Source organism: Paeniglutamicibacter sulfureus, from assembly GCF_030512175.1.
GTDB classification, from domain to species: domain Bacteria; phylum Actinomycetota; class Actinomycetes; order Actinomycetales; family Micrococcaceae; genus Paeniglutamicibacter; species Paeniglutamicibacter sulfureus.
The window spans coordinates 2,549,669-2,573,323 of sequence record NZ_JAULBL010000002.1; the positions used below are offsets into that span (position 1 = coordinate 2,549,669).

Sequence of the window (23,655 nt, forward strand, 5' to 3'; positions counted from 1 at the left end):
AACGGGGGAGAACACGGCCAAAGGCCGTTAACGCGGCGTTGCATTGGCTCGGCCTTGTCGCCAAAGGGTAATCTTGCGAGCGTGGCTCAAATTAACTCCGGCGGTCCTTCCCGTGCCGAGAAACTCGTCAGTCTTACCTATGCGTTGATCAACACCCCGCATGGATATTCCAAGCGCGAACTGCGCAAGATCGTCGATGACTACCAGTCGCTGAGTGACGCCGCATTTGACCGTAAATTCGACCGGGACAAGAAAGACCTGCGTGAAATGGGCGTGCCGGTAAAAACCCTCGGCACCGGCTCCGAGGAGCGCTACCTGATCACCCCGGCCAGTTATCGGCTGCCCGAAGTGAGTTTCACGACCGAGGAAGCCGCGGTACTGGGCCTTGCTGCACAGTTGTGGAAGGACACCGACCTGGAATCCTCGGCCACCCGAGCCACTGGTCGGCTATCGGCCGGGTTGGAGGACACCGGCCGCGGGGTACGGTTCACGGAGTATGTTCCCCGATTGCATGCCGCCGGACCGGCGTTTGCCGCCTGCCTTGAGGCAGTCTGGGCACGGCAGGTCCTGTCTTTTGAATACCTGGACGCCCAAGGCCGTGCCAGCGATCGCACCGTGGACGCCTGGGGGATCGGTTCGCGCTTCGGCAACTGGTACCTGGTCGGACTGGACCACGACCGCCAGGACGTGCGCATGTTCCGGCTGACCCGCATCCTCAGCGATATCCGCACTGGCCACCAGCATTCTTCTCGCCCCACTGGATTCTCCATGGCGGACACCTTGGGTGGCCTGAATCCAGACATTGCCGGTGAAAAGGCCCGGCTGTCGGTGGCCAAGGATTCCGGCTGGGCGCTTCGTTCCCGGGCAGAATCCATTTCCCCCGGCGATGACCACGATGTACTGGTGGTGCAATTCCACGACCTGCTGGGCCTTTCGGCCGACGTGGCAAAATTGGGTGCCGATGCCAGCGTGCTGGAACCCGCTTCCCTTGCAACGGCCGTGCGCCGCAGGCTCGAGGGGGCACTGGCCGCCCAGCAGGCGCCCGTACCCGCCTACAAGCTCAGCAAACGACGCAATGTCGGGCGCCCTCCGTCCACCGAGGCAGTCGCCCGAAACCTCGACATCATTTCCTATGTGGCCAAGTTCGGTTCACCTACCGTTGAGCAAACGGCCACCCACTTCGGGTTGACTGAAAAGCAGCTTTTGGCCCACCTGCAGACGATCATGATGTGCGGGGTGCCAAACGGGCTGCCCGATGAATTGATCGACGTGGAATGGGAGGCGGGAACCATCAGCATCAACAATGCAGAGGCCCTCAATGCGCCCATCCGGCTCAGCCTTACCGAGGCCGCGACCATGCTGGCCGGTTTGGCATCGCTGCGCGGACTGCCGGACTTCGAACATGCCCACGCGGTCGACTCGGCCTATGGGAAGCTGCAGGCAGCCGCGGTGGGATTCGAAGGACTGGAATCGGTATTGTCCATTGCCTTGCGCTCAACCGAGGAAAGCGAGATCTACGCTGCCTTGGTGCGGGCCATCCGTGAACACCAGACGGTGGAGCTGACGTACTACAGCGCTTCCAGCGACGCACTGGGTGTCAGGCAGGTCGAACCCATTCGTCTCGTGGAGAACGCGGGCCGGCAGTACCTTCGCGCCTTCTCGGTGCCCAACAACGAAATCCGCAGTTTCCGCATCGATAGGATCCAGTCGGCGACGTTCAGCGGCCAGCAGTTCACCTTTGCCCCGGGTCGGCATGACGACCAGGACGATATCTTCTTCACCCCAAGCCCCACCGACGAGTTGGTTGTCCTGGGCTTCGGTCCTCGCCTGGCTTCGCTCGTGGATGAATTCGCCCCGGAGCAGTGGGCCAAGGGCGCGAATGAAAACATCGCGGAGATTCGCATGACTTCCACTTCCACTCTCCCGGGAATGGTGGCCTACCATGGCGGGGACCTGCGAGTTGTTGAACCTGCCCCGCTATGCGCCGAGGTCGAAGCATGGCTCAGTGCGGCAGTGGCCAACTTGGAGGTGAAGTAGTGATGTTCGCATGGTGGTTCTGGGTGTTGCTGTGGATCGTGCTCGCCTTGGGCACGCTGCTATTCCTTGTCCTGGCCGCAATCCGGCTCTTTCGCGGCTTCATGGCGCTGACCCACGAAGTCGGCGATGCCATGGACCGGGTGGGCTCCGCCATGGATGAGGAGGCGCTACCCCGGGATTATCCCGAGGTACCGGAGCGCACGCCGTCTGGAATAGCAGCTCTCTTCCAGGACCGGGATATCGCCAAGGAGGCGCACGCTGCAGGAAAGCTGCGCCGTTCCACCGCGCGCCGCAACGCGCGCATTGAACGCAAAGCCCAGCGCGGACAACCCCAACGCGTAGGCGATTTAGAATTGTTCTGACGTAGACTTAAAACGATTGAAAGGTAGGTTCCCCAATGGGTGGAATCCAAGGATGGCATCTGGTCATCATCGTAATTTTGGCACTCTTGCTGTTCGGTGCCCCGAAGCTTCCGGGTTTGGCCCGCTCTGTTGGCCAGTCCCTGCGTATCTTCAAGTCCGAGGTCCGTCAGATGAAGGACGACGACAAGGCGCCCGAGGCCGGCGAAGAAACCGTCGAGGGCAAGATCGTTGACCCCGACCGTCGTGAGAACAACTCCTAGTCCTTCGTGAGCGAACAAGACGTGGACTCCAAAAAGGGACGGAAGAACAATCCCGAGGGCCGCATGGCCCTCAAGGCCCATCTGGTTGAAGCCCGGAACCGTCTCTTCATTTCACTGATCGCGCTGGTTTTGGGAACGGTCGGCGGATTCTTCCTTTATGACGAGGTCCTCGGGCTGCTCATCTCCCCGGTCCGTGCATACGGCGGGGAAGTCAACTTCACTTCCGTCATGGCACCTTTTGACATCATGCTCAAGACCTCGTTGCTCTTGGGGCTGGTGTTCTCGGCACCGATCTGGATCTACCAGCTCTGGGCATTTATCGTACCGGGGCTGAAGAAGAACGAACGCAACACGGCCATCGGGTTCGCCGCAGCCGCTGCGCCGCTCTTCATCGTGGGCGTAGGCATGGCCTATTGGGTCTTGCCCCATGCCTTGAAGTTCTTCATCTCATTGACCCCGGAGAACGCCCAGTCCTGGTTGACGACCGACACATACCTACCGTTCGTGTTCCGGCTGTTGATCGCCTTCGGGCTGGCCATGCTGGCACCGGTGCTCATGGTCGGGTTGAACCTGGTCGGCGTCCTGAGGGCGAAGTTGATCCTTCGGCATTGGCGCATCACGGTCTTCCTCATTGCCCTCGTGGCCGCCATGGCGGCTCCGGGCGGAGATGCAATCACCATGTTTGCATTGGCCGGTCCATTGTTCGTGACCTTCGCGACGGCAACATTGATTTGCCACCTGAACGACCGCAAGCGAGACAAGAAGCGGGCCCAGCTCGAGGCCGAAAACGCCGCCAGTGCCGGCGAGGGATCCATCATTCCCGATTCGCCGGATCTCCCATAGGGACACCCCCCGTGCCCGGAGTACGGACACGGGCGCACCTACTACCCTCCTGAAAGGGGTCGCAGCGTGAGCATGCCGGCCGAGCGATTTGACGCAGCCAAGAACCAACCCGAGGAGAGCGAAAGCGGGCTCCCCGAGTTCCGGGCCTCACTGGGATTCGACCTCGACCCCTTCCAAGAGGAAGCCTGCCGGGCGGTGGCGTCGGGTTCCGGGGTCCTGGTGGCTGCACCCACCGGCGCGGGAAAAACGGTGGTGGGGGAGTTCGCCATATTCCAGGCGCTTCGCACCGGACGCAAGGCCTTCTACACAACCCCCATCAAGGCGCTCAGCAACCAAAAGTACAGCGACCTCGTGGCCACCTACGGTCCCGAACGCGTTGGTCTGCTCACCGGCGACATGACGATCAACGGCGAGGCCGAGATCGTCGTGATGACCACCGAAGTCCTGCGCAACATGCTGTATGCGGATTCGGACACCCTTGATTCCCTGGGCTACGTCGTCATGGACGAGGTCCACTATTTGGCGGACAAGTTCCGCGGCGCGGTGTGGGAAGAAGTCATCATCCACTTGCGCGAGGATGTCCAGGTCATATCGCTCTCCGCCACGGTTTCCAACGCCGAGGAGTTTGGCGGCTGGCTCGACGCGGTGCGGGGCGATACCCGCATCATCGTCTCGGAGCACCGTCCGATTCCGCTCTTTCAGCACGTGATGGTCGGTGGCCGCCTTGTCGACCTGTTTGCCGAGGATGTTTCGTTCGACCAGGTGGCCGATACCCCGGAACGGGTGGCCGAGGTCAACCCCGAACTCACCAAGATGGCCCACCGGGGTCTCACCGGCTCCCGGGGCCGCGTCCAGCGCGGACGTGGCCGCCGCGGCGGGGGAGGGACCTGGGGAGAGAAGCGCGAGCAGATGGGCACGCGCGTCTCCCGACCGGACATGATCATGGCCCTTGACCATGCCGGGTTGCTTCCGTCGCTGGTCTTCATCTTTTCCCGCAACGGCTGCGACGCCGCCGTTGCCCAGTGCGTCCGCTCGGGGCTTGCGCTGACCACCATCGCGGAGTCCACCGAAATCGAACAGACGATTGACATCGTCGCCCACAAACTGCCGCCGGACGACCTCGAAGTGCTGGGCTTCTGGCCGTGGCGCGAAGGACTCATGCGAGGCTTTGCTGCCCACCATGCGGGCCTTTTGCCAATCTTCAAGGAGGTCGTTGAAGACCTCTTTGTCCGCGGCCTCGTAAAGGCAGTTTTCGCGACCGAGACGCTTGCCTTGGGCGTCAACATGCCTGCCCGGTCGGTGGTCATGGAAAAGCTCGAGAAGTTCAACGGCGAATCCCACGTGTCTGTCACCGCGGGGGAGTACACCCAGCTGACCGGCCGTGCCGGGCGTCGGGGCATCGACGTCGAGGGGCACGCGGTGGTCCTGTGGCAACAGGACACCGATCCGGCGGCCATCGCGGGGCTTGCCTCCAAGCGGACCTACCCGTTGAATTCGAGTTTCCGTCCGACCTACAACATGTCCCTGAACCTCACCTCGCAGTTCGGCCGGGAGCGGGCTCGCGGCATCCTGGAAACCTCATTCGCCCAGTTCCAGGCGGACCGTTCCGTGGTCGGCATGGCTCGCCAAGTACGCTCCCGCGAGGAGTCGCTGGCTGGCTACGCCAAGTCAATGACCTGCCACATGGGGGACTTCAAGGAATACGCCGCCTTGCGCGAGCAATTGTCAGTGGCGGAGAAGGAGGCCTCGAAAACCATTTCGAGGCTGCGCCGCTCGGCAGTCAGCGAATCCCTGGAATCCCTCACGCGCGGGGACATCATCGAAATCCATGGGGCCAGGAAGCTTGGCCGTTGCGTTGTCATTGAGTTGGACAACTCGTGGCACGACCCGCGCCCCACGGTACTGACAGAGGACAAACACATCCGCCGCGTCGGGGTCCAGGACCTCAACGGCCCGGTTGAGGTGATCTCGCAGATCCGGATCCCCAAGGGCTTCACCGGCCGCAGTCCCAAGGAACGCCGGGACCTGGCCGCTTCGCTGCACAACGCACTGGCCGAATCGCGTCCGCCACGCCGCGGCGCCCCGGAGTTCACCTTCAGCGGCAGCGATGAACAGGAAGAGCTCATTGTTCGGCTGCGTGCAGCGCTCAAGGCCCACCCGTGCCATGCCTGCCCGGAGCGCGAGGACCATGCCCGCTGGGGTGAACGCCACTCGAAGCTGCTGCGCGACACCAACAAGCTGCGCGCCCAGATCAGCGGCCGCACCAATACCATTTCAAAGACCTTTGACCGCGTCGCGAAGGTGCTCGAGGACTTCGAGTACCTCGTGCCCGCCTCGGACGACCTGGGCCAGGCCCAAATCACCGATGCCGGTCAGCGGTTGCGGCGCATCTACGGCGAACGCGACCTCCTGACATCCCTGGTCATGGAAACAGGCGCCATGAACGAGATGACCGCCGAGGAACTGGCCGGATTCATTTCCGCCCTGGTTTTCCAGGCGCGACGCGAAGACCACGGCCCCGATCCGCGGATGCCGACCGCTAAGGTTCAAATCGCCTGGGAGACCTCAGTCAACTTGTGGTCGCGCCTCTCCGACGCCGAGGCCAACGCGGGCCTGCCCGAGACCGTAGCCCCGGACTCCGGGTTGATCTGGCCGATCTACAAGTGGGCCCGGGGCTCGGATTTGCGCGAATGCCTCCGCGGCACCGACCTGGCCGGCGGCGATTTCGTGCGGTGGGCCAAACAGGTCATTGACGTGCTTGACCAATTGGCCAAGATCCCGGACCTGAACACCGGACTTGCCCGGTCCTGCAACCAGGCGGTCCAGCGGATCCGCCGCGGGGTCGTCGCATATTCAAACGTGGTGGACTGAGTCCCGCCACCGCGGGACCACTCACGACAGGATTGAAGGACGCCGACACAATGGGCGTGCTTGAGAAAAGTAAAGGTAGACAATGTCTCTTGAGATGTACCGCAATGGTTCCATCTATTCCCCGGCCGATCCCTTTGCCACGGCGATGCTGGTCGAGGATGGGACGGTGGCGTGGATCGGCACCGAGGCAGCGGCAGGCGCCTTGCTAGACGCACGGATGACCGAGATTGATTTGCAGGGGGCCCTCATCACGCCGGCCTTCGTGGACTCGCATGTGCATCTGGCATCGTTGGGTGCCCGCCTCAAGGGCCTGGACCTCGGTGCCGCCCGCAGCGCCACCGAGGTGCTCGCAGCCGTGGACGTGGCCGCGGCCAACACCTCAGGGACCATCCTCGGTGCAGGATGGGACGAGTCGACCTTCGCCTCCGGCACATTGCCCACGTCCGACCAGCTACACCGGGCAGCCCCCGACCGGGAGATCTACCTGGCGAGGGTCGACGTGCACTCCGCACTCATCAGCCCCGCGCTGGCACATCGCGTCGGCCTCGTGCAAGGTCCCGAGTACGTCGATGGGTTGGTACGCGGGACTGCCCACGAACGTGTCCGGTCGGCAGTATTCGCCTACGACCCCACAGCGAACACCGAAAACCGCAATCTTGCCCTTCAGCACCTGGCTGCCACGGGACATGGGACCGTGGTCGAAATGGCCGCCGAGCACATCTCCGGACGCGCCGACCTCGAGGCGCTGCTGGCCCGCACCGACGCCGAGAAGGCTTCCAGCCCCGAGGTCTACGCCTATTGGGGCCAGGCAGTGGGCACCGAGGAGGAAGCCCGCTCTTTGTTGGCATCGTTCAATTCGCCCTCCGTGGTGGGATTGGGCGGCGACCTGAACATCGATGGCTCGATCGGTTCCCGTACAGCGTTGCTGCGCGCCGACTACTCCGATGCCGCGGGGGAGAGGGGCACCTCCTACCTGGATGTTGACAGCATCAGCGCCCATGTTGCCGCATGTTCCCTAGCCGGCATCCAAGCCTCCTTCCACGTGATCGGCGACGCCGGCCTGGACCTCGCACTTGAGGGTTTTGGCAGGGCCGCCGAATCCGTGGGCATTGCCAAGGTGCAGGCCGGCAGGCACCGGTTGGAACACGTTGAAATGGCCGACGACGCCGCACGGGCCCAAATGCTTGCCTTCGCCTTGACGGCTTCTATGCAACCGGGCTTCGACGCAGCATGGGGAGGTCCGGGCCGCCTGTACGAGCAGCGGCTCGGCGGTTCCCGCGCCGCGTCCATGAATGGCATGGGACAGTTCCTGGCTGCCGGGGTTCCCGTCGTGGTCGGGTCGGATGCCCCCGTCACCTCGGTCAGCCCGTGGGCCTCCGTCAAGGCCTGCCTCGAACTCAGTGACCCCCAGGCCCGGATCTCGGCAAGGGCCGCGTTCATGGCGCACACCCGTTCCGGATTCCGTGCCCTCGGCACACCCAACCCCTTCGCCGGCCAACTGGTCAACGGTGCCGACGCCACCTTCGCCATCTGGGATGCCGCAGAGTTGTCGGTGCAGACCCCGGATCTCCGTGTTTCCTCTTGGAGCACCGATGCCCGGGCCGGTACCCCCATGCTGCCGGTGTTGGAAGACGAGTTGCCCAATTGCCTCCGAACAGTCCGGGCAGGCCACGTGCTCTTCGATGCCCTCGGCGTGTCCTAGAATCATCTTCTCCAGCGAGACGGAATTCAGATCTTCCGCCTTGTGGTAGGCCCTGAAATGAAGTAACGCGATTTGAAAGTTTTATTTCCCGGCAAAACGCATGAACCCGCGATTTATAGGTTGACTTGAGCGGATTCATGAAGCCAGTGGTCCGGAAACGGTTGACAGTTAAAAACTGGACGGTAGGCTGGAACCAATGTCTGATCCTTCGATCCGGCTTACCGGCATTCCGGTGTGCAAGAACAAATCGACCCCGTAGGCACTAGATAACACCTGCCCCGCCCCTTGTTGGCGGGAATGGACGGACCGAAGCCCGCGGGGTCGATTTGTGTCTGGCACCATTACCGAGGCGTCTTGCGCATCACACGGCGAGGGTCCGGGATTCGCTGGGACGGTTGCGTATAATTGAGCACTGACCCCCACCTGATCCCCGAAGCCAACCGCCGCGGGTTCCCGACTTGCGGCACGTTGGCGCTCGGCCCAATGCGGCCCTCTTCCGCGGATCATTCCATCAGCAGAAAGGGACTGCCGCGTGCGCGTAGTCACGATCATTCCGACTTACAACGAGCTTGAATCGCTCCCCATCACCGTAGGCCGTTTGCGTGCCGCAGTGCCCGATTCGGACGTGCTGATCGTTGACGACAATTCTCCCGACGGCACCGGCGACCTCGCCGAGAAGATGGCCGCCGAGGACAAGGCAATCCACGTCATGCACCGCACGGGCAAGGCCGGCCTTGGCGCAGCCTACCTGGCAGGTTTTCGCTGCGCCCTGGACGCCGGCTACGACGTGCTCGTGGAAATGGATGCCGACGGCTCCCACAAGCCCGAACAGCTTCCGCTGCTTTTGGCCGAAATCCCCAAGGGCGCGGACCTGGTCATCGGTTCCCGCTGGGTCAAGGGCGGCTCGGTCGTGAACTGGCCGCTGCACCGCAAGTTGATTTCACGCGTGGGCAGCTTCTACTCGAGGACCATGCTCGGGGTGAACCTGCGAGACATCACCGCCGGCTACCGCGCCTTCCGCCGAGAGACCCTCGAGGCCCTCGATTTCAACGCCATCGATTCCGTCGGCTACGGCTTTCAGGTTGATATGACCTTCCGGGTTGCGCAACTGGGCAAGAACATCGTCGAGGTTCCTATCACTTTCGTCGAACGTGAACTGGGCGTCTCAAAGATGAGCGGCAACATCGTCATTGAAGCCATGCTGAACGTGACCAAGTGGGGACTGAGCGCCCGCTGGAAGAAACTCACCAGCCGCAAGTAGTCGCCGGGATGCCGTGAGGGCAACCAGAAATGGCGAGGGCCCGAATGGATGTTCCATTCGGGCCCTCGCCATTTGTATTGCCGGGGTCGTTATCCCTTGAGCGCTGCCTGGGCTGCACCGCGTGTTGCGCGCAACTTGTCCAGGCGATCCTTCAGGATTGTTTCCAGCTCATCAACGGAGCGGCGCTCGAGAAGCATGTCCCAGTGGGTACGCACCGGCTTCTCGTTGGATTCCTCCGGCTCCGCTTCGCCATTGACCAGCTTTGCAAGCTTTCCGGTCTTGGAGGTCCAGGTTGCCGGGATGTCTGCCTCGGCGGCAAAAATCACGAACACCTGCTCGCCGTCTTCGCAACGGTATTCAACGCGCTGGCGCGCTGCTGGCTCGACGCCAGCCTCAGTTTCCATGCTCTGTGCGCCAAGGCGCATTCCTCGCAGGCTGCGATCGCTCATATTGTCTCCCTACTGCGATTACATACGGGTTCGGCTACCGATTTAAACGTCCCGGTCCAGCTCAAAATTCCCGCGGGGCGCAAGTCTCGAAGTTTCCATTATACGGCCACGACGCGGCTTCGGGCGGGCGACCTCGGTTGTGAGGTCGCCCGCCCGATCAATTCCGGCCCGGAAGGGTCGTTACATCAGGGTACTGCTGGGGCTTTCGGGCTTGTTCTCGCCGTCGCCTTCGGTGAAGTTGCCCAGGGCTCCGCCGATTCCCTTGAGCGCCTCGCCAACCTCGCTGGGGATGATCCACAGCTTGTTGGAGGAGCCTTCAGCAATCTTCGGCAAGGTCTGCAGGTACTGGTAGGCCAGCAGCTTCTGGTCCGGCTTGCCTGCGTGGATTGCATCGAAGACCTTCTGGATGGCCTGTGCCTCGCCATCCGCACGAAGGATCGATGCCTTGGCATCACCCTCGGCCTTGAGAATGGATGCCTGGCGCTGGCCTTCGGCTGTCAGGATGGCCGACTGCTTGGTGCCTTCAGCCGTGAGGATCGCGGCGCGGCGGTCACGTTCTGCACGCATCTGCTTCTCCATGGAATCCTGGATCGACAGGGGTGGATCGATGGCCTTGAGCTCGACGCGCGAGACACGGATACCCCACTTGCCGGTGGCCTCGTCCAGGACCCCACGCAGCTGGCCATTGATCTGGTCGCGGCTTGTGAGCGCTTCTTCGAGGTTCAGCCCGCCGACCACGTTACGAAGCGTGGTGGTGGTCAGCTGCTCGACGGCTTGGATGTAGTTGGCGATTTCGTAGGTGGCCGCACGCGGCTCGGTGATCTGGAAGTACACCACGGTGTCAATCGAGACCACAAGGTTGTCTTCGGTGATCACGGGCTGCGGCGGGAAGCTCACGACCTGTTCGCGAAGATCAAGCATGGGAAGCAACCGATCGACAAACGGAATCAAGATCGTCAGCCCGGGAAGTAGCGTGCGGTGGTATTTGCCCAGTCGCTCCACGATCCCGGCTCGCGCCTGCGGCACAATACGCACTGAGCGCAGGAGCACAATGATCACGAAGATTGCCAGTACTACCAGGACGACCGTTAGGCCTAGACCCGATGTTTGCATCTCTTCTCTCTTTCGTAGGGGCGTCATGTTCCGGACGCCGAAAAACTTTTTTGAGTCCTTAGTCCAGACCCGGCAGCTGCTTCCGAAGCGTGATGTAGGCCGTTGCCCCATCGATGCGGACCACCGAACCGTAGGTACCGGGCTGCAGGGCAACCTCGTCCTCGGTGCGGGCAGACCAGGTTTCCCCACCGATCTTGGCCCGCCCGTTCATCCTGGAGGTGGGCTCCAGGACCAGGGCATCTTCGCCAATCAGTCGATCCACATTGGTTCGCAGGGCTTCGGGATCCTTACGCAGATGTCGCAGCGCAATGGGGCGGACCAGCATGATCATGAGCAGGGAAAGGACGGAGAAGACCACGACCTGCAACCAGAATTCGCCGCCCGCCAAGGCGACTCCCACACCACCAAGCGCTCCAACGCCCAACATGATGAAATACAAGTCAAGGGAAATCATTTCGATGATGGCCAGCAAGAGGAAGAGCGCGAGCCAGACCACCCAAGCGTTGTCTATAAGCCACACATACATATTTACCCCTCAAGTCCGGATGCGTTGGATACACACCAACCTCGTACACCATCTTGCCCGATCGGCATGCCAAATCGAATCAGCACAAGGGAGGATGTTCAACCTACGCAACCTCATCATTGCGATGATCGGCGGCACCTCCGCTGAGGTCGCCGGGCTATTGGTTCTTGCGGAATTCCTGGATGCGGAATGCCGCGGTGATGAGCATGGCGTTTCCTGCATCAGCCAACCGGCCACGCAGTTCTTCGGGGTCCAGATGATGACCGGCCGGTCCCATCATGGCCAGCTCGAAAGCTGCGGCCGAATCCAGCACCAACGGTATCCGGACCTCCTCGGTTGCATTGAGCGTGAAGCCGTCGCCCATGGAAGCCACGACTCCGGCAGCCTTGTCCGGGGCGATCGCAAGAAGCCCCAGAAGTTCCGCACCCTCCGCAAGGTGTCCGGGGAGCGGGGTTACGACCAGGGCCGTTCCACCCGGGCGCAATACCCGGGCAAATTCTTTGCCGTTGTGTGGGGAGAAGATGTTCAGCAGCACGTCGAACGACTCGTCCTCCAAGGGAAGTTCACGCCACAGGTCCCACACGAGCGCCAGGGTGTTGGGCACCTTCGCTGCCCGCCGCATTGCATAGCGAGAAATATCCAACGCAACAGCGCTGGCGGAGGAGAACCCGGGAAGCGCTTGAAGCACCTGCCTCAGGTAGTATCCGGTCCCTGCGCCAGCGTCCAGGATCCGCGGTTCCTCGTATCCGCGCAGGGCCTTGCGGGCTCGGAGCCCCAGGGCTTCGGCCAGCGACTCGTAGTGCCCGGCATCAAGGAAGGATGCCCGGGCAGCAACCATCTGCGCCCCGTCTTCCTTGAAGTTCGTTCCCTTGCCGGCCAGCAGGTTGAAATAGCCTTGCTTCGCGGCGTCAAATGCGTGTCCGGCATCGCAGCCGAGCCGGTCGGGCCTCCCGGGTTGCTGCTGCAGACGCAACCCCTCTCGGCAAACGGGACAGCGAAGACCCTCGTCCGGATTCATGAGCTGCTCCAATGGTGTCAATTCTTGGGGGTGGTGATTAGCTGCAACCGGCTCGTTGACCGGTCTTGCGGCGTGGCCTTCTGACCACTGTAGTAGGCGCGGGCGCGCCGCCCGGCCTTCATGGCCGGGCAAGGGAGTCGGGGTAGTGTCCAGTGCCGGGGGAGTGACGGCGTTGGGCCGTCCCTAGAATCCGAGCCCGCTCCTGGCCTCGGCAATACCCGGGTTGGCCCAGCGTGGATATTCGTGGTTGGCGCACAACGAGCGGGTCACGGCCTTGTCGATGTACACGGTGCCATCGAGGTGGTCGGTCTCATGCTGGAATATTCTCGCCTGCCACCCGGAGAATTTCCGTTCATGGGTGGTGCCTTCGGCATCCCGGTACGTGGTGTCGATGTCGGCAGGCCGTTCCACAACTCCCTGGTATCCGTTGAATGACAGGCACCCCTCGTAGAAGCCGACTGTGCGGTCACCGACGGGACGATAACGGGGATTGATGGTTTCGAGATACTCCAGCGGCTCACGTTCCCGGGCGAGGGCGATCTCCGGAACGGATTCGTAAAGGTCTTGCAGAACGGCGATGCGCAGGGGGATGCCCAGCTGCGGGGCTGCGAGTCCGACCCCCGGGGCATCCAGCATGACCGCGCGCATGGTGTCAAGGAAGGCTCGCAACAGAGCGGGTTCCAGCTGGCCGGTGAAGTCCGCCGCGGCCATCCGCAGCACCGGATGCCCCAACTGCACGATGGGTGGAAGAACACCCGCCTCGTGAAGTCGGACCAGTTCCTCGACCCCGGCCCGGATGGCTTCGGTGGACCAGGGGGCGGATGTTGTCGATTCGCCGTTTGGATTCATGAGTGGACGCCCTCCAGCGAAGTGGTAGTTCCCGATATCTGTTCGTTGCCCGTGTCCAGTGCGTTGATGCGGCTGCGTAGTCGGGCCGCCTCGAGTTCGGGCAGGTGGTTGAAGGAGTCAGTGAAGCCATCTTCCACGAACATGTCCAGGCGGACTTGGTGGTCGTAGAGGACGTCAATGACGTTGGCCAGCCGGCGCAGCCCATAGGGCGTCATTCGTTCGGTGCCGGGCACGCCGGAAATGATCCAGTGATCGTGGTCTCGTACCAGCTTCAGGTAGTCCACGGTGGAGGTCAGGGCTTCACAGAGATCTGGGAAGCCAAACCATATCTGCCGCCCGTCAATGCGCAACGCAAGGATTTCATGGCTTGTCGGCGTAAGCCGCACCGTGTCGCCGGCGCAGGGTTCGGTCAACCCCAGGCGCTCGAGGTCACCTGAGTCGGGGGAGCGCAGCAGTGTTCCCATGCTGAATCCGGATCGCTGTGCCGCCTGGCGCTCGATCGCCCTGTAGTCGCGTTGCGCATCGAGTTCGTGCACCGTCATGTTCTCGCGGATGGTCGTTATCGTCGGCAGAACCAGGTGGTGGTAGTACTCGTCCGAGAGGAGTTCCTCCGGCGGGTAGTTCGACGTGGTGATCAACAGGATGCCCCGGTCAATAATGTATTTGACGGTGCGTGCCAGCAACATGGCATCGCCGGGATCGTTGCAGTGGAATTCGTCGAAGCACAGGATCTCCACACCGCCGAGCATGGTCTCGATGGACCGTTCAATGGCGCTGGTGCGTGCCGCCACGCGGTCGGCGCGTCCGCGCGTTTCCCCGAGTGAGTCGGGTTCGTCGATCTGCTCAAGGGCAACCGTGGTGGCCTTGTGGGCTGTTGCATGGAGGTCACGGAAGAAGTCGTGGAAATGCACACGCAGTTTGCGCTCGGTCGGCAGGGCATCGAAGACCGCTCCCAGCAACCAGGTCTTGCCGCGCCCCGGAGGTCCCCAGAGATAGACATGGTTTTTCCCGGGGGAGCGGCCCAGGGGAGACAGATGAGCTGCGGCATTGCCGGACAGCAGGTCGATGGTTTCATACTGCCTGGCATCGAGTTGCAGGTGTTCGGAAGTCGCACGGATTTCGACGGATTGCTTTATGGCGTGCCGGACGTGCCGGGATGCGCCGCGCAGGATGGAACCCTGAACGGGCGACGTTGGGTGTGGCATACCATCGAGTTTCCCTGAATAACTATGCAAGTACCAAAACACGGCACCAGGTAGTTATGTCAAGTGTTTATTATTTGGCCAGGACGCCGGCGGGAGAATGGCCGGTCGGGATAAACCCACGCATATCCCAACGGTACTCGGGACGTTTTCACCAATCCCGGACGCCATCGGTCCGGCGCGCCCGGTCCCAAGGCTCGGGCTCGGGTCGTGCGCCCGGTCACCGGGAGGCACCGCGCGCCAAGCCGACACATGGAGACGCGCTAAACAGTCACTGGACGATGTGTGCGAAATGTTGGATTTCACCACTTCCCCACTAGTATCCAGATCGCCGATAATCTACATTATGTCAACTTAGGTTTCGGGAGCCCCTCTCGTGTTAGTGCAACTCAAAGCAGTCGTTGTCCTGTCTCATTACAGGTGATCTCACTACACCCGAAGCATTCGGGTGTTCTCGGCTAACACTGGGTGCGATGGGACGCGCGCGCTGTTGGCGTCCGACGTTGCAGCCGGGTCCAAGGATCCTGCCGGCTCCCTGGTCTTCAGGGAGCAATTTTCCTCCGTCACAACCAGCGACCTTCTGGCGCGTTGCTGGGCGACCGACTTCGAGAATTCGCCACCGGTCCGCCGCGTTGCCGCCTACAAGGGACAACGAAATTTCTCCGGCCTCTGGTGGCGCGCCTCCATCAACCGGCATGTCGGTTTCGAGTCCTGGCTGGAACGCGACCATCTGATTCGCCTGGATTTTGATGCCACCGTCAAGGGCATTACCTCCCAGCCCTTAAGGATCACGTTTCCGGAGCCACTCCCCCAAACTTGGCATGTTCCCGACTACTTTGTTCGCCGAGCCGACGGCACCGGCGTCGTTGTCGATGTCCGACCCGATGCCAAGGTCAAGGCCGAGGACCAGAAAGTTTTTTGATGCCTCCGCAAACCTCTGCGCCACGGTGGGATGGGATTACCGCCGCTTGGGAGACCTGCCCGGGGTGGGGCGCGCCAACCGCTACTGGATCGCCGGCTATCGGCGTATTTGAACCTCAAACCAGCCAATCGTCGTCTTGAAATCGGGTCAACCTGGATCGGATCGAAAGCAATGGGTATGGGCATCGAGGCCGCATCCAAGATGCACTTGCTCCAGCGATCGTGCGAGGAACTCGGGTGCATTGAAGTGGAGTTCCGGGCGCATTGGCATAATCACCAATCCCGGCGCGCAATCGAACGACTCGGTGCCAAACAAGACGGCATTCTTCGCAATCACACGATCTTCGAGAACGGCACCGTCCCTGACACCGTGGTTTTCTCCATCATCGAATCCGCATGGCCAGCCGTGAAATTCGGGCTTGCCGAAGGGCTTAGCGACTACCAAAGTTGGTCGCCCTCAGCGCCAGGTTGGCAATGAAGAGTATCTCGCAGAGGGTCCCCCTGCGGGCGCCTTGAAATATTTTCCATCAGCAAGCTTTACCCGTACTTGGTACGCGCCTTAAGGATGCCTTAGGGCACGATTCTTGCCGTTCTCTGCGGCGGCCCCAACGACCGACGCTTAGGTCTGGGTTAAGATCCTGCGGACTGCTTATTTCTCTTATTGAGGATGGACAGCACGCCTCTAAAAGCCGCCCAGGCTAAACAGGAGCAGACCAAGATGAAGATCGGTGCGATGATCGGAACGTTCAACGGTCCTTCAACTTCAATTGCGGTTCGTTCGAAGAGGAACAGGTAAGCCAGAATCGGGACCATCGCTCCTGCCGCGGCACCCAGGGCAGCGACGAGCGCTTGACGGTTTCCCGAGGTCGGAAAGTGCTTCTTTCCCTGGATGGCCACTGCCACCGCCGCGCCGATTGCGGGAGGAATCGAAATGACGGCGCCACAAACCGCAGCCCAAAAAAGCATCAGTGGGACGTTGGTCCAGTGCCAGTCTTGCCTGTCCATCAATTCGCCGGAAGGCAGCAAAGGCAATAAGGCGAGCGACCCCAATACAGCTCCTGACAGCACGGCTAGGCCGAGTAGGGGGAAGATTAGCGTGCCGATTTTTTGTGCGGGAAGAGTAGCCATGGGTACAGCTTATGGCGCATCTAAAAAGCACCTCTGACATGTATGTGTCACGCGCGCGGAAGCACACTGGAACTAGGCACGCCCTGAAATCTCTAAATCGTATAGATACGCCAGGTCCATGGATTCGGCCAATGGTTGCGTGAATCATTGTGGGCATCCACCGGGGTTCTTCCTCGAGGCCCAGGAGCCCCCAGCACAGAGTAGGTGCTTTTCGGGCGCGCTTTCGAACTTTCAGGTCGAGAGGTTTTTCAGGCCGCAGCGATCCCGCAACGCCGCCCACGACTTCTGGCATGGTTCCGCGGTAAAGGCAGGGCTACCTAAGTCGGCCATCTCGATAGTGACCGAACCATAGAGCGTTCCTTGGTGGAGACAGAAATCGGGGATGAACGATTGTGCTGTTCCAGGCGCTGCTAACGACAACCTCGGCATTGGAAGTTTGATCCATTGACGACCTACGTGCGGTCCAATGTCCCGCTGGTATTTCTCTCTGGCCGGCGTTTGGACAGCTTAGTCAGTACGAATGTGGCGGCCAGTCCAAGCCCAACCGCAACAGTCCAACGAAACAACATGGGAATATCTGTGAATATATCCAACGCGACGTTTGCGACGAGGGTGGCGACGATACTCGCGATAACTATCAGGTTGGGACGCATGTACTTGAGAGTGTCAGTTCAACCACGTTGCGGTCAACTAGCGCTGCCCCGCAGAGCATTCCCCAACCGGGACGGCAACTGCTATGCATACGACCAGAGGAGAAGACATCGACAGCCCAGACATCTCAGGGCCTCATGTCCATTTCAGCAATGCTTGGAGGGCCATCGTGGTGCGGCCCAGCCCGTACCCCTGCCTCGTGCTTGATCAGTATCGGCGAGAGCCGCAGCACGCCCGACCGTGCATGTGCAGTCACTCAAAGCGATTCGCCAGGGGCAGCAGACGGCGTGTCCCTAGCTGCGGCGGGGTTTCCTCGCCGCTACAGCGTGCCAAAGTACGGTTCCCAGCGCAGGAAGGGCAACCAAGAACACTGCGTCGAGGACGGGAGAATCGAATTGATCGCTGACGCCCAAGAGCACGCAGAAGGCAATGAACAACCCTACAAAGAGCCACTTCACGCGAGAGGACTTCGCGTCTTGACGTGAACTTGAGGTGATCAGCAGGTGTGCCACCGCGATGGAAACGGCAACGAGCGCAATGCTGATGGCGATTTGCATGGATCCCCTTGGAACCTAGTGAAGGTACTTCGCGGAAGTTGTGCATCATCGTCATACTTCTGTCGCTGTTGAGACGCCAAATACTAGTCAGTTGCACTTTTCTAATCGCGAAGATCGAATGAGCCATTGTTCTCCAATCGATAGTAGGACGTCAATGGCTCGTCTCTTGGCGTTCTCAGGAACGGCCAATGACCCAATGGATTTGTCCTGCGCTTGCCTGTGGTTCATGGACATGCTTTTCCGCAGAACAGCATGTCCTGCTCAGTTGATCTGGCGAGGATTTGTCTCCGCTGGATGAACCGAGGCAATCGTGTTCCGTAGAGCGTTCCTTGATTCGGGACAGGTTCCGTCTGTGTAGTTAGAGTCGGAGCATGTCCATCGACTTTGTTCCAATGACACCAGCCGACACCGAAGATCTCATCGGCTTCCTGACCTCAAATCGTTTCCCGTTCCATGTTCAAGCCGCACCTCAGGCCGCGGACATACGGACGAAGATTGAGAATGGCCATTTCTGGAACGAAGATACCCAAGGTTATTGGGTATTGAGGGACGAACATCGTATCGGTATGGCTGTTCTGGAGGATTTGCAAGAAGACGATTCTCCGCTCTTCGACCTGCGCCTGGAGGAAGCCCAACGCGGCAAAGGCGTGGGAGTGGAAGTGCTGCGTGCGCTCTGCGACTTGGTTTTCGAGTCGATGCCGAACATGCTCCGCTTCGAGGGACAAACGCGAGAAGACAACATCGCCATGCGCAAGACCTTCCTCCGCGCAGGCTTCCTCAAGGAAGCGCACTACCGATTGGGATGGCCCACCAAAGACGGCGGACACGTCGCCGCCATTGCCTACTCGATCCTGCGCCAAGACTGGAAAAACGGCACCGTGACCTATTTCGAATGGGAAGACCTCAAGATCTAGTATTCCGTCCCGCCTAGCGTTCCGCTTACGGCGTCCCCTGTCGGGCTTGGTTCTATTTCCTTTTTCTGTTCCTCTGCTAACTATCCGGGACGCTCCTGTCGGGACGACGCTGGAGGCTGTCGCGCCAACGGTCGTGCTAAAGAGTCTCTAGGCTTACTTACATGACTGACTCCCAAGTTCAGCAGGCCTACGCCGCTCGAGCATCCGAGTACACGACCATTCTTGGGGCTATCGATGACATGCACGAGCCGGATCGGAACCGCATAGAGCATTGGGCTCAGCAGATTAGCGGCCGTATCATCGACGCCGGATGCGGACCAGGACATTGGACTGACTTTCTGCATAAACGGGGTGCAGACATCTCAGGCATTGACCTCGTACCCGAATTCATTGAAAGCGCCCGTCTTCGCTTCCCCGATGTGCCATTCCAAGTCTCCTCGCTGCGCGCCCTCGACGAAGCCGATGGAAGCTTGAATGGAGTGCTCGTCTGGTATTCACTGATTCACCTGCCCCCAGCGGACTTGCCGCCCGTTCTCTGTGAGTTAGCCCGCGTTCTTTCGCCTCAAGGGCACCTGCTCGTAGGCTTTTTCGATGGCGAGTCTGCAGAACCGTTCGACCATACTGTTGCGCCGGCGTACTACTGGTCGGTGGCTCAGATGTGTAGCCTGCTGCATGACGCCGGGTTCGACGTGATCGATACAGAAACACGCCAGGATCCAGGCGGCCGGCCCCACGCAGCAATCTCGGCCATTGCCCGATAAGCATGCGGCTTGCGCGACGCGGGAACCGCATCGCACCGGCCGATCAAGTGCCATTCGTGGCCCACACCGCCATTCACGGCCCCTCGAGCGCCCGGATGCGGTGAAAGCGGGCCTCGATCCCACCGGGGTACCGCCACCGAGTTCGTGGTTGACGCAGTCAGAGTTGTCTGGTGAAGATTTCCTCCGGTTGCGGCTGTCGGGGTGTATGAGACTTTGGATTTCAGTGCCTGGACGAGCCGGAGAGCATCGAATCCCTGACCAAGAACGTCGCTGCCGTGCCCCCCTCCGATCGGCGAGCCGGTTTGCCGGCTACATTCCTACCTACCCGACGCCGCAGTTCTGAAGAACCGGTGTCCGAGCGAAGCGGAACGGTGACCGACGATACACTCGTGCTTATGGGTGAAAAAGCGAAGAGTGTCGACGAGTATCTCAATGCACTCGACCCCGCATACCGGGCAGAACTCGAACGGCTCCGCGCGCTCGTAACACAGCTCGTGCCGGACACCGAGGAGACCATAAGTTACGGAATGCCGACCCTCAAATACAGGAATCGGGCACTCGTGTACTTCACCGCATCCAAAAAACATATGAGCTTCTACCCCTCTTCATGGGCGATCGAGGAGCTGAAGGACCAGCTTAAGGATTACAAGACCACCGAACACTCCATCCAGTTCACGCTCGAAAAGACCCTGCCCAGCCGCCTCGTCGCAGATCTTGTTCGCGTACACGTGCGCGAAATCGACTCCAACAGGCAATAAGCCGCTCGCGGCCTATGCCGACCGCCCGCGTGGTCGGCGCTGGGGTGTCGTGAGCACAGCATAGGACGCAGCCGTTCACCCACTCTTCACCGTCGTGTTCCCGAAGTTGGACACGGTGGCAACCTTCAATAGTCATGGTTGAGGCGTGAAGGTTGCCATAGTTGCTGAATCGTTCTTTCCCGAGATGAACGGGGTCACCCATTCGCTGCTGAAAGTCTTGCAGCATCTGGATGCGCGCGGGGACCAGGTCTTGGTCATCGCCCCGTCGACGTTGGAGAATGCGCCTCCTACGATGGAAGGCGCAACCGTCAGGCGGCTGCCCGCCGTTCCCCTCGCCGGTTACCGGAACATCCGGGTTGCCATGGGTGGGGTGCTGCGGGTGAAGACCCTGCTGGCCGAGTTCAATCCCGACGTTGTCCACTTGGCATCCCCCTTTGTCCTGGGCTGGCGTGCCGTCCGGGCCGCGGCGGCTCTGGATATTCCCTCGGTTGCCGTCTACCAAACGGACGTTCCCGGATATGCAGCCCGCTATGGCATGCCATTCCTGGAAAATTGGGCATGGCAAAGGGTGAAACGGATTCACGTAGCTGCCACTAAAACACTCGTTCCCTCGAGCGACTCTCTGCAAAAACTGCAGGGCCACGGCATCCCGAGGTTGGAATTGTGGCGCCGGGGTGTGGATACTGATCGCTTCCACCCTGACAAGCGCAGCCCAGGTTTCCGTGACACAGTAGCGCCACAGGGGCAGAAAATTATTGGCTACGTGGGGCGTCTGGCTCTCGAAAAGCAGGTTGAGGATCTGGCTGTCCTGGCTGGGATCCCCGACACCCGACTGGTCATCGTCGGCGACGGACCGCAGCGGGAAACGCTCGAAGCCCTTCTTCCGGACGCATATTTTACGGGCTTCCTGGGCGGTGAGGAGCTGGCGGCCGCCATGGCCACCTTCGACCTGTTCGTGCATCCGGGCGAACTCGAAACGTTTTGCCAGACCATCCAAGAGGCCATGGCATCAGGGGTCCCCGTCGTTGCCACCGGGCGCGGCGGCCCAGTGGATCTCGTGGATTCCTCCCGGACGGGCTGGCTTTACGCCCCAGGAAATCTGGCCCAGTTGCGTGATTACGCAATGGATCTCATCGGCGATGACGCCAAACGTGCAGCCTTCGCCGCCGCAGCTTTCCAGCAAGTCCAAGGCCGCAGTTGGCAGGTCGTGTGTGAGCAGCTGATGAATCTCTACACTCAGGCCATTGAAGAGCACCCGCGGATTCCGGCAGGCGCGAGAGGAAGCCGATGACAAATTCGGTTGCCGGCGTGGGCAACCTTGGCCCAGCGCTTGCCCCCGCGCTGGCACAAATGCTCCATGAGGACATTGGTTTTGACGCGGATGCAGCTCCGATGGCCTGCCGGGCCAATTGCTCGGGCCGCTCCTACTCCCCCTCCCACGGGCCCGGTGTGGCCACGCAGCTCCAAGGTGCGCACGACGGCGGGCGGCCCCGTTTTGCGACCGATCTTGCGGAGCTGGCTCAAGCCAAGACGCAGGGCCCACGCGTAGGGACGCCACCGTCGGAAGCGACTCACGATCCGAATATCTCGTTTCCGGTGAGTGCGGACGCGGCCCTCCTGCTGCCCCTTGCCTCGAAATCGAGATGGGCAGCCGTTTAATTTCTCATGATTGATCGTGGACCGGGCCGCTATGTTGCCGTGGGAGATTCCTTCACGGAGGGCGTCGGGGATGGCAGCAAGCGGCGCCCCAATGGCGTCCGGGGATGGGCTGACCGGCTGGCCGAGGCTCTCGCCAGCGACAGTCCAGGCTGGGAATATGCGAATCTCGCCATCCGCAGCAAGAGGCTTCGGCACATCATCGCGGAGCAGCTGGAACCCGCCATCGCGATGGAGCCAACGCTCATCACGCTGTATGCCGGCGGCAATGACGTCATGGACCTTGGGACGAAGATCGTTGGCATCTTGGCCGAGTATGAATTCCTGGTCAGTCAGCTGGCGCAGACGGGCGCAACGCTCGTGCTCTTTACCGGTTACGACGTGGAGGTCTCGCCCATTCTGGGGCCCTTGCGCCGCAAGAATCACGCTTACAACGACGGCGTCCGGCTCATCGCCGCAAAGTACGGCGCCGTATTGGTGGATTACGCCTCCTTCAACGCCTATGCGAACTCCCGCATGTGGGGGCCCGACCGGCTACACATGTCCAAGGCCGGGCACAAATACATGGCAGCGAGGGTCCTGGATGTCCTTGAGGTGCCGCACGGCATCACGCACCGGGACAAGCGGAGGGCACCGCGCGGCGTGCGGCAGCGGGCACGGGAACACCGGACGTGGGTCACCGAGTGGGTACTTCCCATGTTCGGGCGAAAGCTACGGGGCACTACGCTGGGCGATACCCTGAGCCCCCGCTGGCCCCATCCTGTGCGGGTGCCACCAAAGAAGGGACTGAAGAAACTGACCCGATAAGGCCGTTCCGGGATGGTGAACCCTTGTCGCTGGTGCGCTACCTGCGCCCCGATCCAGTGGTGCCGGGCTTCCTTGACAGGGCCCTCCCCGTCGCGGCTTAGTTGCGCTCCGGTAAAAGTTCCGCGCGGCGCCGCTCAGTCCCGGGGAAGGCCACCCTTATCCCGGGCTGAGAAATCCCAGGCCGAGCGGAGTATTCCCATGACGACGATGTCCTCATACTTTCCGCGAACCCAGGCGTGCTGGCGCAGACGACCCTCGACCACGAATCCCGCCTTCTCATACGCACGGATCGCGCCGAGGTTCGACTCGATCACCTGCAGGTGGACACGGCGCAAGTTGCAGCGCACGAAGGCAAACTCAACGATCTGTGAGATCGCTGCGGTTCCAATGCCGTTGCCACGTGCTTCGGGAACCAATGCGATCCCGACTTCCGCGTGGCGGGCGAGCTCGTCGAAATCGAAGAGCGAAACACTGCCGACGGCTGCACCGTCCACATCGATCACGAAACTCACGTCCTTGCCTGAATCATCGGCATCGCTCTGCGCAAGCCGGCTTCTGAAGGCTTCCCCAGTCAACGGCGCAGGCGATGCCGCGCTCCGCTCCTCCCAGGTGGCTAGATCGTCGGCAATTCGGAACAAGACGTCAAAGTCGTCTTCGGAACGGGAACGAAGCCTGACGGCTCGCGGGCTGGACATGCTCAGGATCCTATCAATCAACGCCAGCGGCCCGACAGCAATGGCCAAGCCCTGGCCAGTGCTGGATGCCTTGGGCATCCCGGTGGGAAGTGGTGGACACGTAACACTTGCCCCCGTTCCTTCGCCATGACCTCCGACGGGCAGGAGGGGCTACTCCCCCGCCCCGGCCGCGAACGAGCACCGTCTTGACGAGGACAAGAGGCCCCTCTCTTGTGGCGAAGCCAGACAAACTGCATCTATTGCGGATCCATCCGGCACTACCGAAATCCGTGCCTCGCATCCCGGCGCGAGGGCCTCGAATAGCCCGAGGCCAC

General features: G+C 61.3%; 23 protein-coding genes. 14 read left to right on the forward strand and 9 right to left on the reverse strand.

All coding sequences use genetic code 11. From position 1 onward, the window contains the following. The first annotated feature begins 81 nt into the window (after positions 1-81). The 7 genes from Q2T94_RS18255 (at position 82) to Q2T94_RS18285 (ending at position 9,336) form a co-directional block, all read left to right on the forward strand. Positions 82-2,037 carry a helix-turn-helix transcriptional regulator gene (locus Q2T94_RS18255; protein ID WP_302266068.1) on the forward strand — a complete coding sequence of 652 codons (1,956 nt, stop codon included), beginning with the start codon at positions 82-84 and terminating at the stop codon, positions 2,035-2,037. 2 nt (positions 2,038-2,039) lie between these two features. Next, positions 2,040-2,399, forward strand: a complete 360-nt coding sequence (locus Q2T94_RS18260) for a hypothetical protein (RefSeq protein ID WP_377700394.1) — start codon at positions 2,040-2,042, stop codon at positions 2,397-2,399. A gap of 35 nt (positions 2,400-2,434) precedes the next feature. After that, the gene (gene tatA, locus Q2T94_RS18265) at positions 2,435-2,659 is read left to right on the forward strand and encodes a Sec-independent protein translocase subunit TatA (protein WP_264271282.1); all 225 of its coding nucleotides are present in this window, start codon (positions 2,435-2,437) and stop codon (positions 2,657-2,659) included. Between the two features lie 6 nt (positions 2,660-2,665). Then, the gene (gene tatC / locus Q2T94_RS18270) at positions 2,666-3,502 is read left to right on the forward strand and encodes a twin-arginine translocase subunit TatC (RefSeq protein WP_264271283.1); all 837 of its coding nucleotides are present in this window, start codon (positions 2,666-2,668) and stop codon (positions 3,500-3,502) included. A gap of 72 nt (positions 3,503-3,574) precedes the next feature. Continuing rightward, a complete protein-coding gene (locus Q2T94_RS18275) occupies positions 3,575-6,373 on the forward strand; it encodes a DEAD/DEAH box helicase (protein ID WP_302266463.1) in 2,799 nt (932 codons plus the stop codon). Positions 6,374-6,455: 82 nt separating this feature from the next. Continuing rightward, entirely contained in the window at positions 6,456-8,075 is a 1,620-nt protein-coding gene (locus Q2T94_RS18280; protein ID WP_302266070.1) for an amidohydrolase, read from the forward strand. Positions 8,076-8,607: 532 nt separating this feature from the next. Further along, positions 8,608-9,336: a polyprenol monophosphomannose synthase gene (locus Q2T94_RS18285; RefSeq protein ID WP_302266071.1), complete on the forward strand. Its 729-nt coding sequence runs from the start codon at positions 8,608-8,610 to the stop codon at positions 9,334-9,336. Positions 9,337-9,425: 89 nt separating this feature from the next. Here the strand turns inward: Q2T94_RS18285 and Q2T94_RS18290 are convergent, their stop codons facing one another. The 6 genes from Q2T94_RS18290 to zapE form a co-directional block, all read right to left on the reverse strand. Beyond that, positions 9,426-9,785 carry an RNA polymerase-binding protein RbpA gene (locus tag Q2T94_RS18290; RefSeq protein WP_264271286.1) on the reverse strand — a complete coding sequence of 120 codons (360 nt, stop codon included), beginning with the start codon at positions 9,783-9,785 and terminating at the stop codon, positions 9,426-9,428. A gap of 180 nt (positions 9,786-9,965) precedes the next feature. Beyond that, a complete protein-coding gene (locus Q2T94_RS18295) occupies positions 9,966-10,898 on the reverse strand; it encodes an SPFH domain-containing protein (RefSeq protein ID WP_264271287.1) in 933 nt (310 codons plus the stop codon). 58 nt (positions 10,899-10,956) lie between these two features. Then, a complete protein-coding gene (locus tag Q2T94_RS18300; protein ID WP_264271288.1) occupies positions 10,957-11,424 on the reverse strand; it encodes an NfeD family protein in 468 nt (155 codons plus the stop codon). A gap of 157 nt (positions 11,425-11,581) precedes the next feature. After that, on the reverse strand, positions 11,582-12,442 hold the full coding sequence (locus Q2T94_RS18305) for a methyltransferase domain-containing protein (RefSeq protein WP_264271289.1): 861 nt from the start codon (positions 12,440-12,442) through the stop codon (positions 11,582-11,584). A 183-nt stretch (positions 12,443-12,625) separates the two neighbouring features. Next, the gene (locus Q2T94_RS18310) at positions 12,626-13,291 is read right to left on the reverse strand and encodes a peptide deformylase (protein WP_302266072.1); all 666 of its coding nucleotides are present in this window, start codon (positions 13,289-13,291) and stop codon (positions 12,626-12,628) included. Continuing rightward, positions 13,288-14,496 carry a cell division protein ZapE gene (gene zapE, locus Q2T94_RS18315; protein ID WP_302266073.1) on the reverse strand — a complete coding sequence of 403 codons (1,209 nt, stop codon included), beginning with the start codon at positions 14,494-14,496 and terminating at the stop codon, positions 13,288-13,290. The genes Q2T94_RS18310 and zapE overlap by 4 nt, the downstream gene beginning before the upstream one ends. A gap of 487 nt (positions 14,497-14,983) precedes the next feature. Between zapE and Q2T94_RS18320 the strand changes: the two genes are divergently transcribed. Together Q2T94_RS18320 and Q2T94_RS18325 are read left to right on the forward strand one after the other, a co-directional pair. Continuing rightward, complete coding sequence (locus tag Q2T94_RS18320) at positions 14,984-15,415, forward strand: TnsA-like heteromeric transposase endonuclease subunit (protein ID WP_302266074.1); 432 nt, start codon at positions 14,984-14,986, stop codon at positions 15,413-15,415. Between the two features lie 177 nt (positions 15,416-15,592). Beyond that, positions 15,593-15,892, forward strand: a complete 300-nt coding sequence (locus tag Q2T94_RS18325) for a GNAT family N-acetyltransferase (protein WP_302266075.1) — start codon at positions 15,593-15,595, stop codon at positions 15,890-15,892. Between the two features lie 152 nt (positions 15,893-16,044). Here the strand turns inward: Q2T94_RS18325 and Q2T94_RS18330 are convergent, their stop codons facing one another. Both Q2T94_RS18330 and Q2T94_RS18335 read right to left on the reverse strand, forming a co-directional pair. After that, complete coding sequence (locus tag Q2T94_RS18330; protein WP_302266076.1) at positions 16,045-16,542, reverse strand: hypothetical protein; 498 nt, start codon at positions 16,540-16,542, stop codon at positions 16,045-16,047. 944 nt (positions 16,543-17,486) lie between these two features. After that, positions 17,487-17,750, reverse strand: coding sequence for a hypothetical protein (locus Q2T94_RS18335; protein ID WP_302266077.1), 264 nt, complete (start codon positions 17,748-17,750; stop codon positions 17,487-17,489). A gap of 371 nt (positions 17,751-18,121) precedes the next feature. On the opposite strand from Q2T94_RS18335, the gene Q2T94_RS18340 reads away from it, so the two are divergent. From Q2T94_RS18340 to Q2T94_RS18360, 5 genes are all read left to right on the forward strand, one after another. Further along, positions 18,122-18,664 carry a GNAT family N-acetyltransferase gene (locus tag Q2T94_RS18340; RefSeq protein ID WP_302266078.1) on the forward strand — a complete coding sequence of 181 codons (543 nt, stop codon included), beginning with the start codon at positions 18,122-18,124 and terminating at the stop codon, positions 18,662-18,664. Between the two features lie 161 nt (positions 18,665-18,825). After that, positions 18,826-19,425 carry a class I SAM-dependent methyltransferase gene (locus Q2T94_RS18345; protein WP_302266079.1) on the forward strand — a complete coding sequence of 200 codons (600 nt, stop codon included), beginning with the start codon at positions 18,826-18,828 and terminating at the stop codon, positions 19,423-19,425. 371 nt (positions 19,426-19,796) lie between these two features. Continuing rightward, complete coding sequence (locus Q2T94_RS18350; RefSeq protein ID WP_302266080.1) at positions 19,797-20,183, forward strand: iron chaperone; 387 nt, start codon at positions 19,797-19,799, stop codon at positions 20,181-20,183. 145 nt (positions 20,184-20,328) lie between these two features. Then, on the forward strand, positions 20,329-21,474 hold the full coding sequence (locus Q2T94_RS18355) for a glycosyltransferase family 4 protein (RefSeq protein ID WP_302266081.1): 1,146 nt from the start codon (positions 20,329-20,331) through the stop codon (positions 21,472-21,474). A gap of 374 nt (positions 21,475-21,848) precedes the next feature. Beyond that, positions 21,849-22,646: an SGNH/GDSL hydrolase family protein gene (locus tag Q2T94_RS18360; RefSeq protein WP_302266082.1), complete on the forward strand. Its 798-nt coding sequence runs from the start codon at positions 21,849-21,851 to the stop codon at positions 22,644-22,646. Positions 22,647-22,780: 134 nt separating this feature from the next. Here Q2T94_RS18360 and Q2T94_RS18365 read toward each other — a convergent pair whose 3' ends face one another. Beyond that, positions 22,781-23,341, reverse strand: a complete 561-nt coding sequence (locus Q2T94_RS18365; protein ID WP_302266083.1) for a GNAT family N-acetyltransferase — start codon at positions 23,339-23,341, stop codon at positions 22,781-22,783. Positions 23,342-23,655 lie beyond the last annotated feature (314 nt).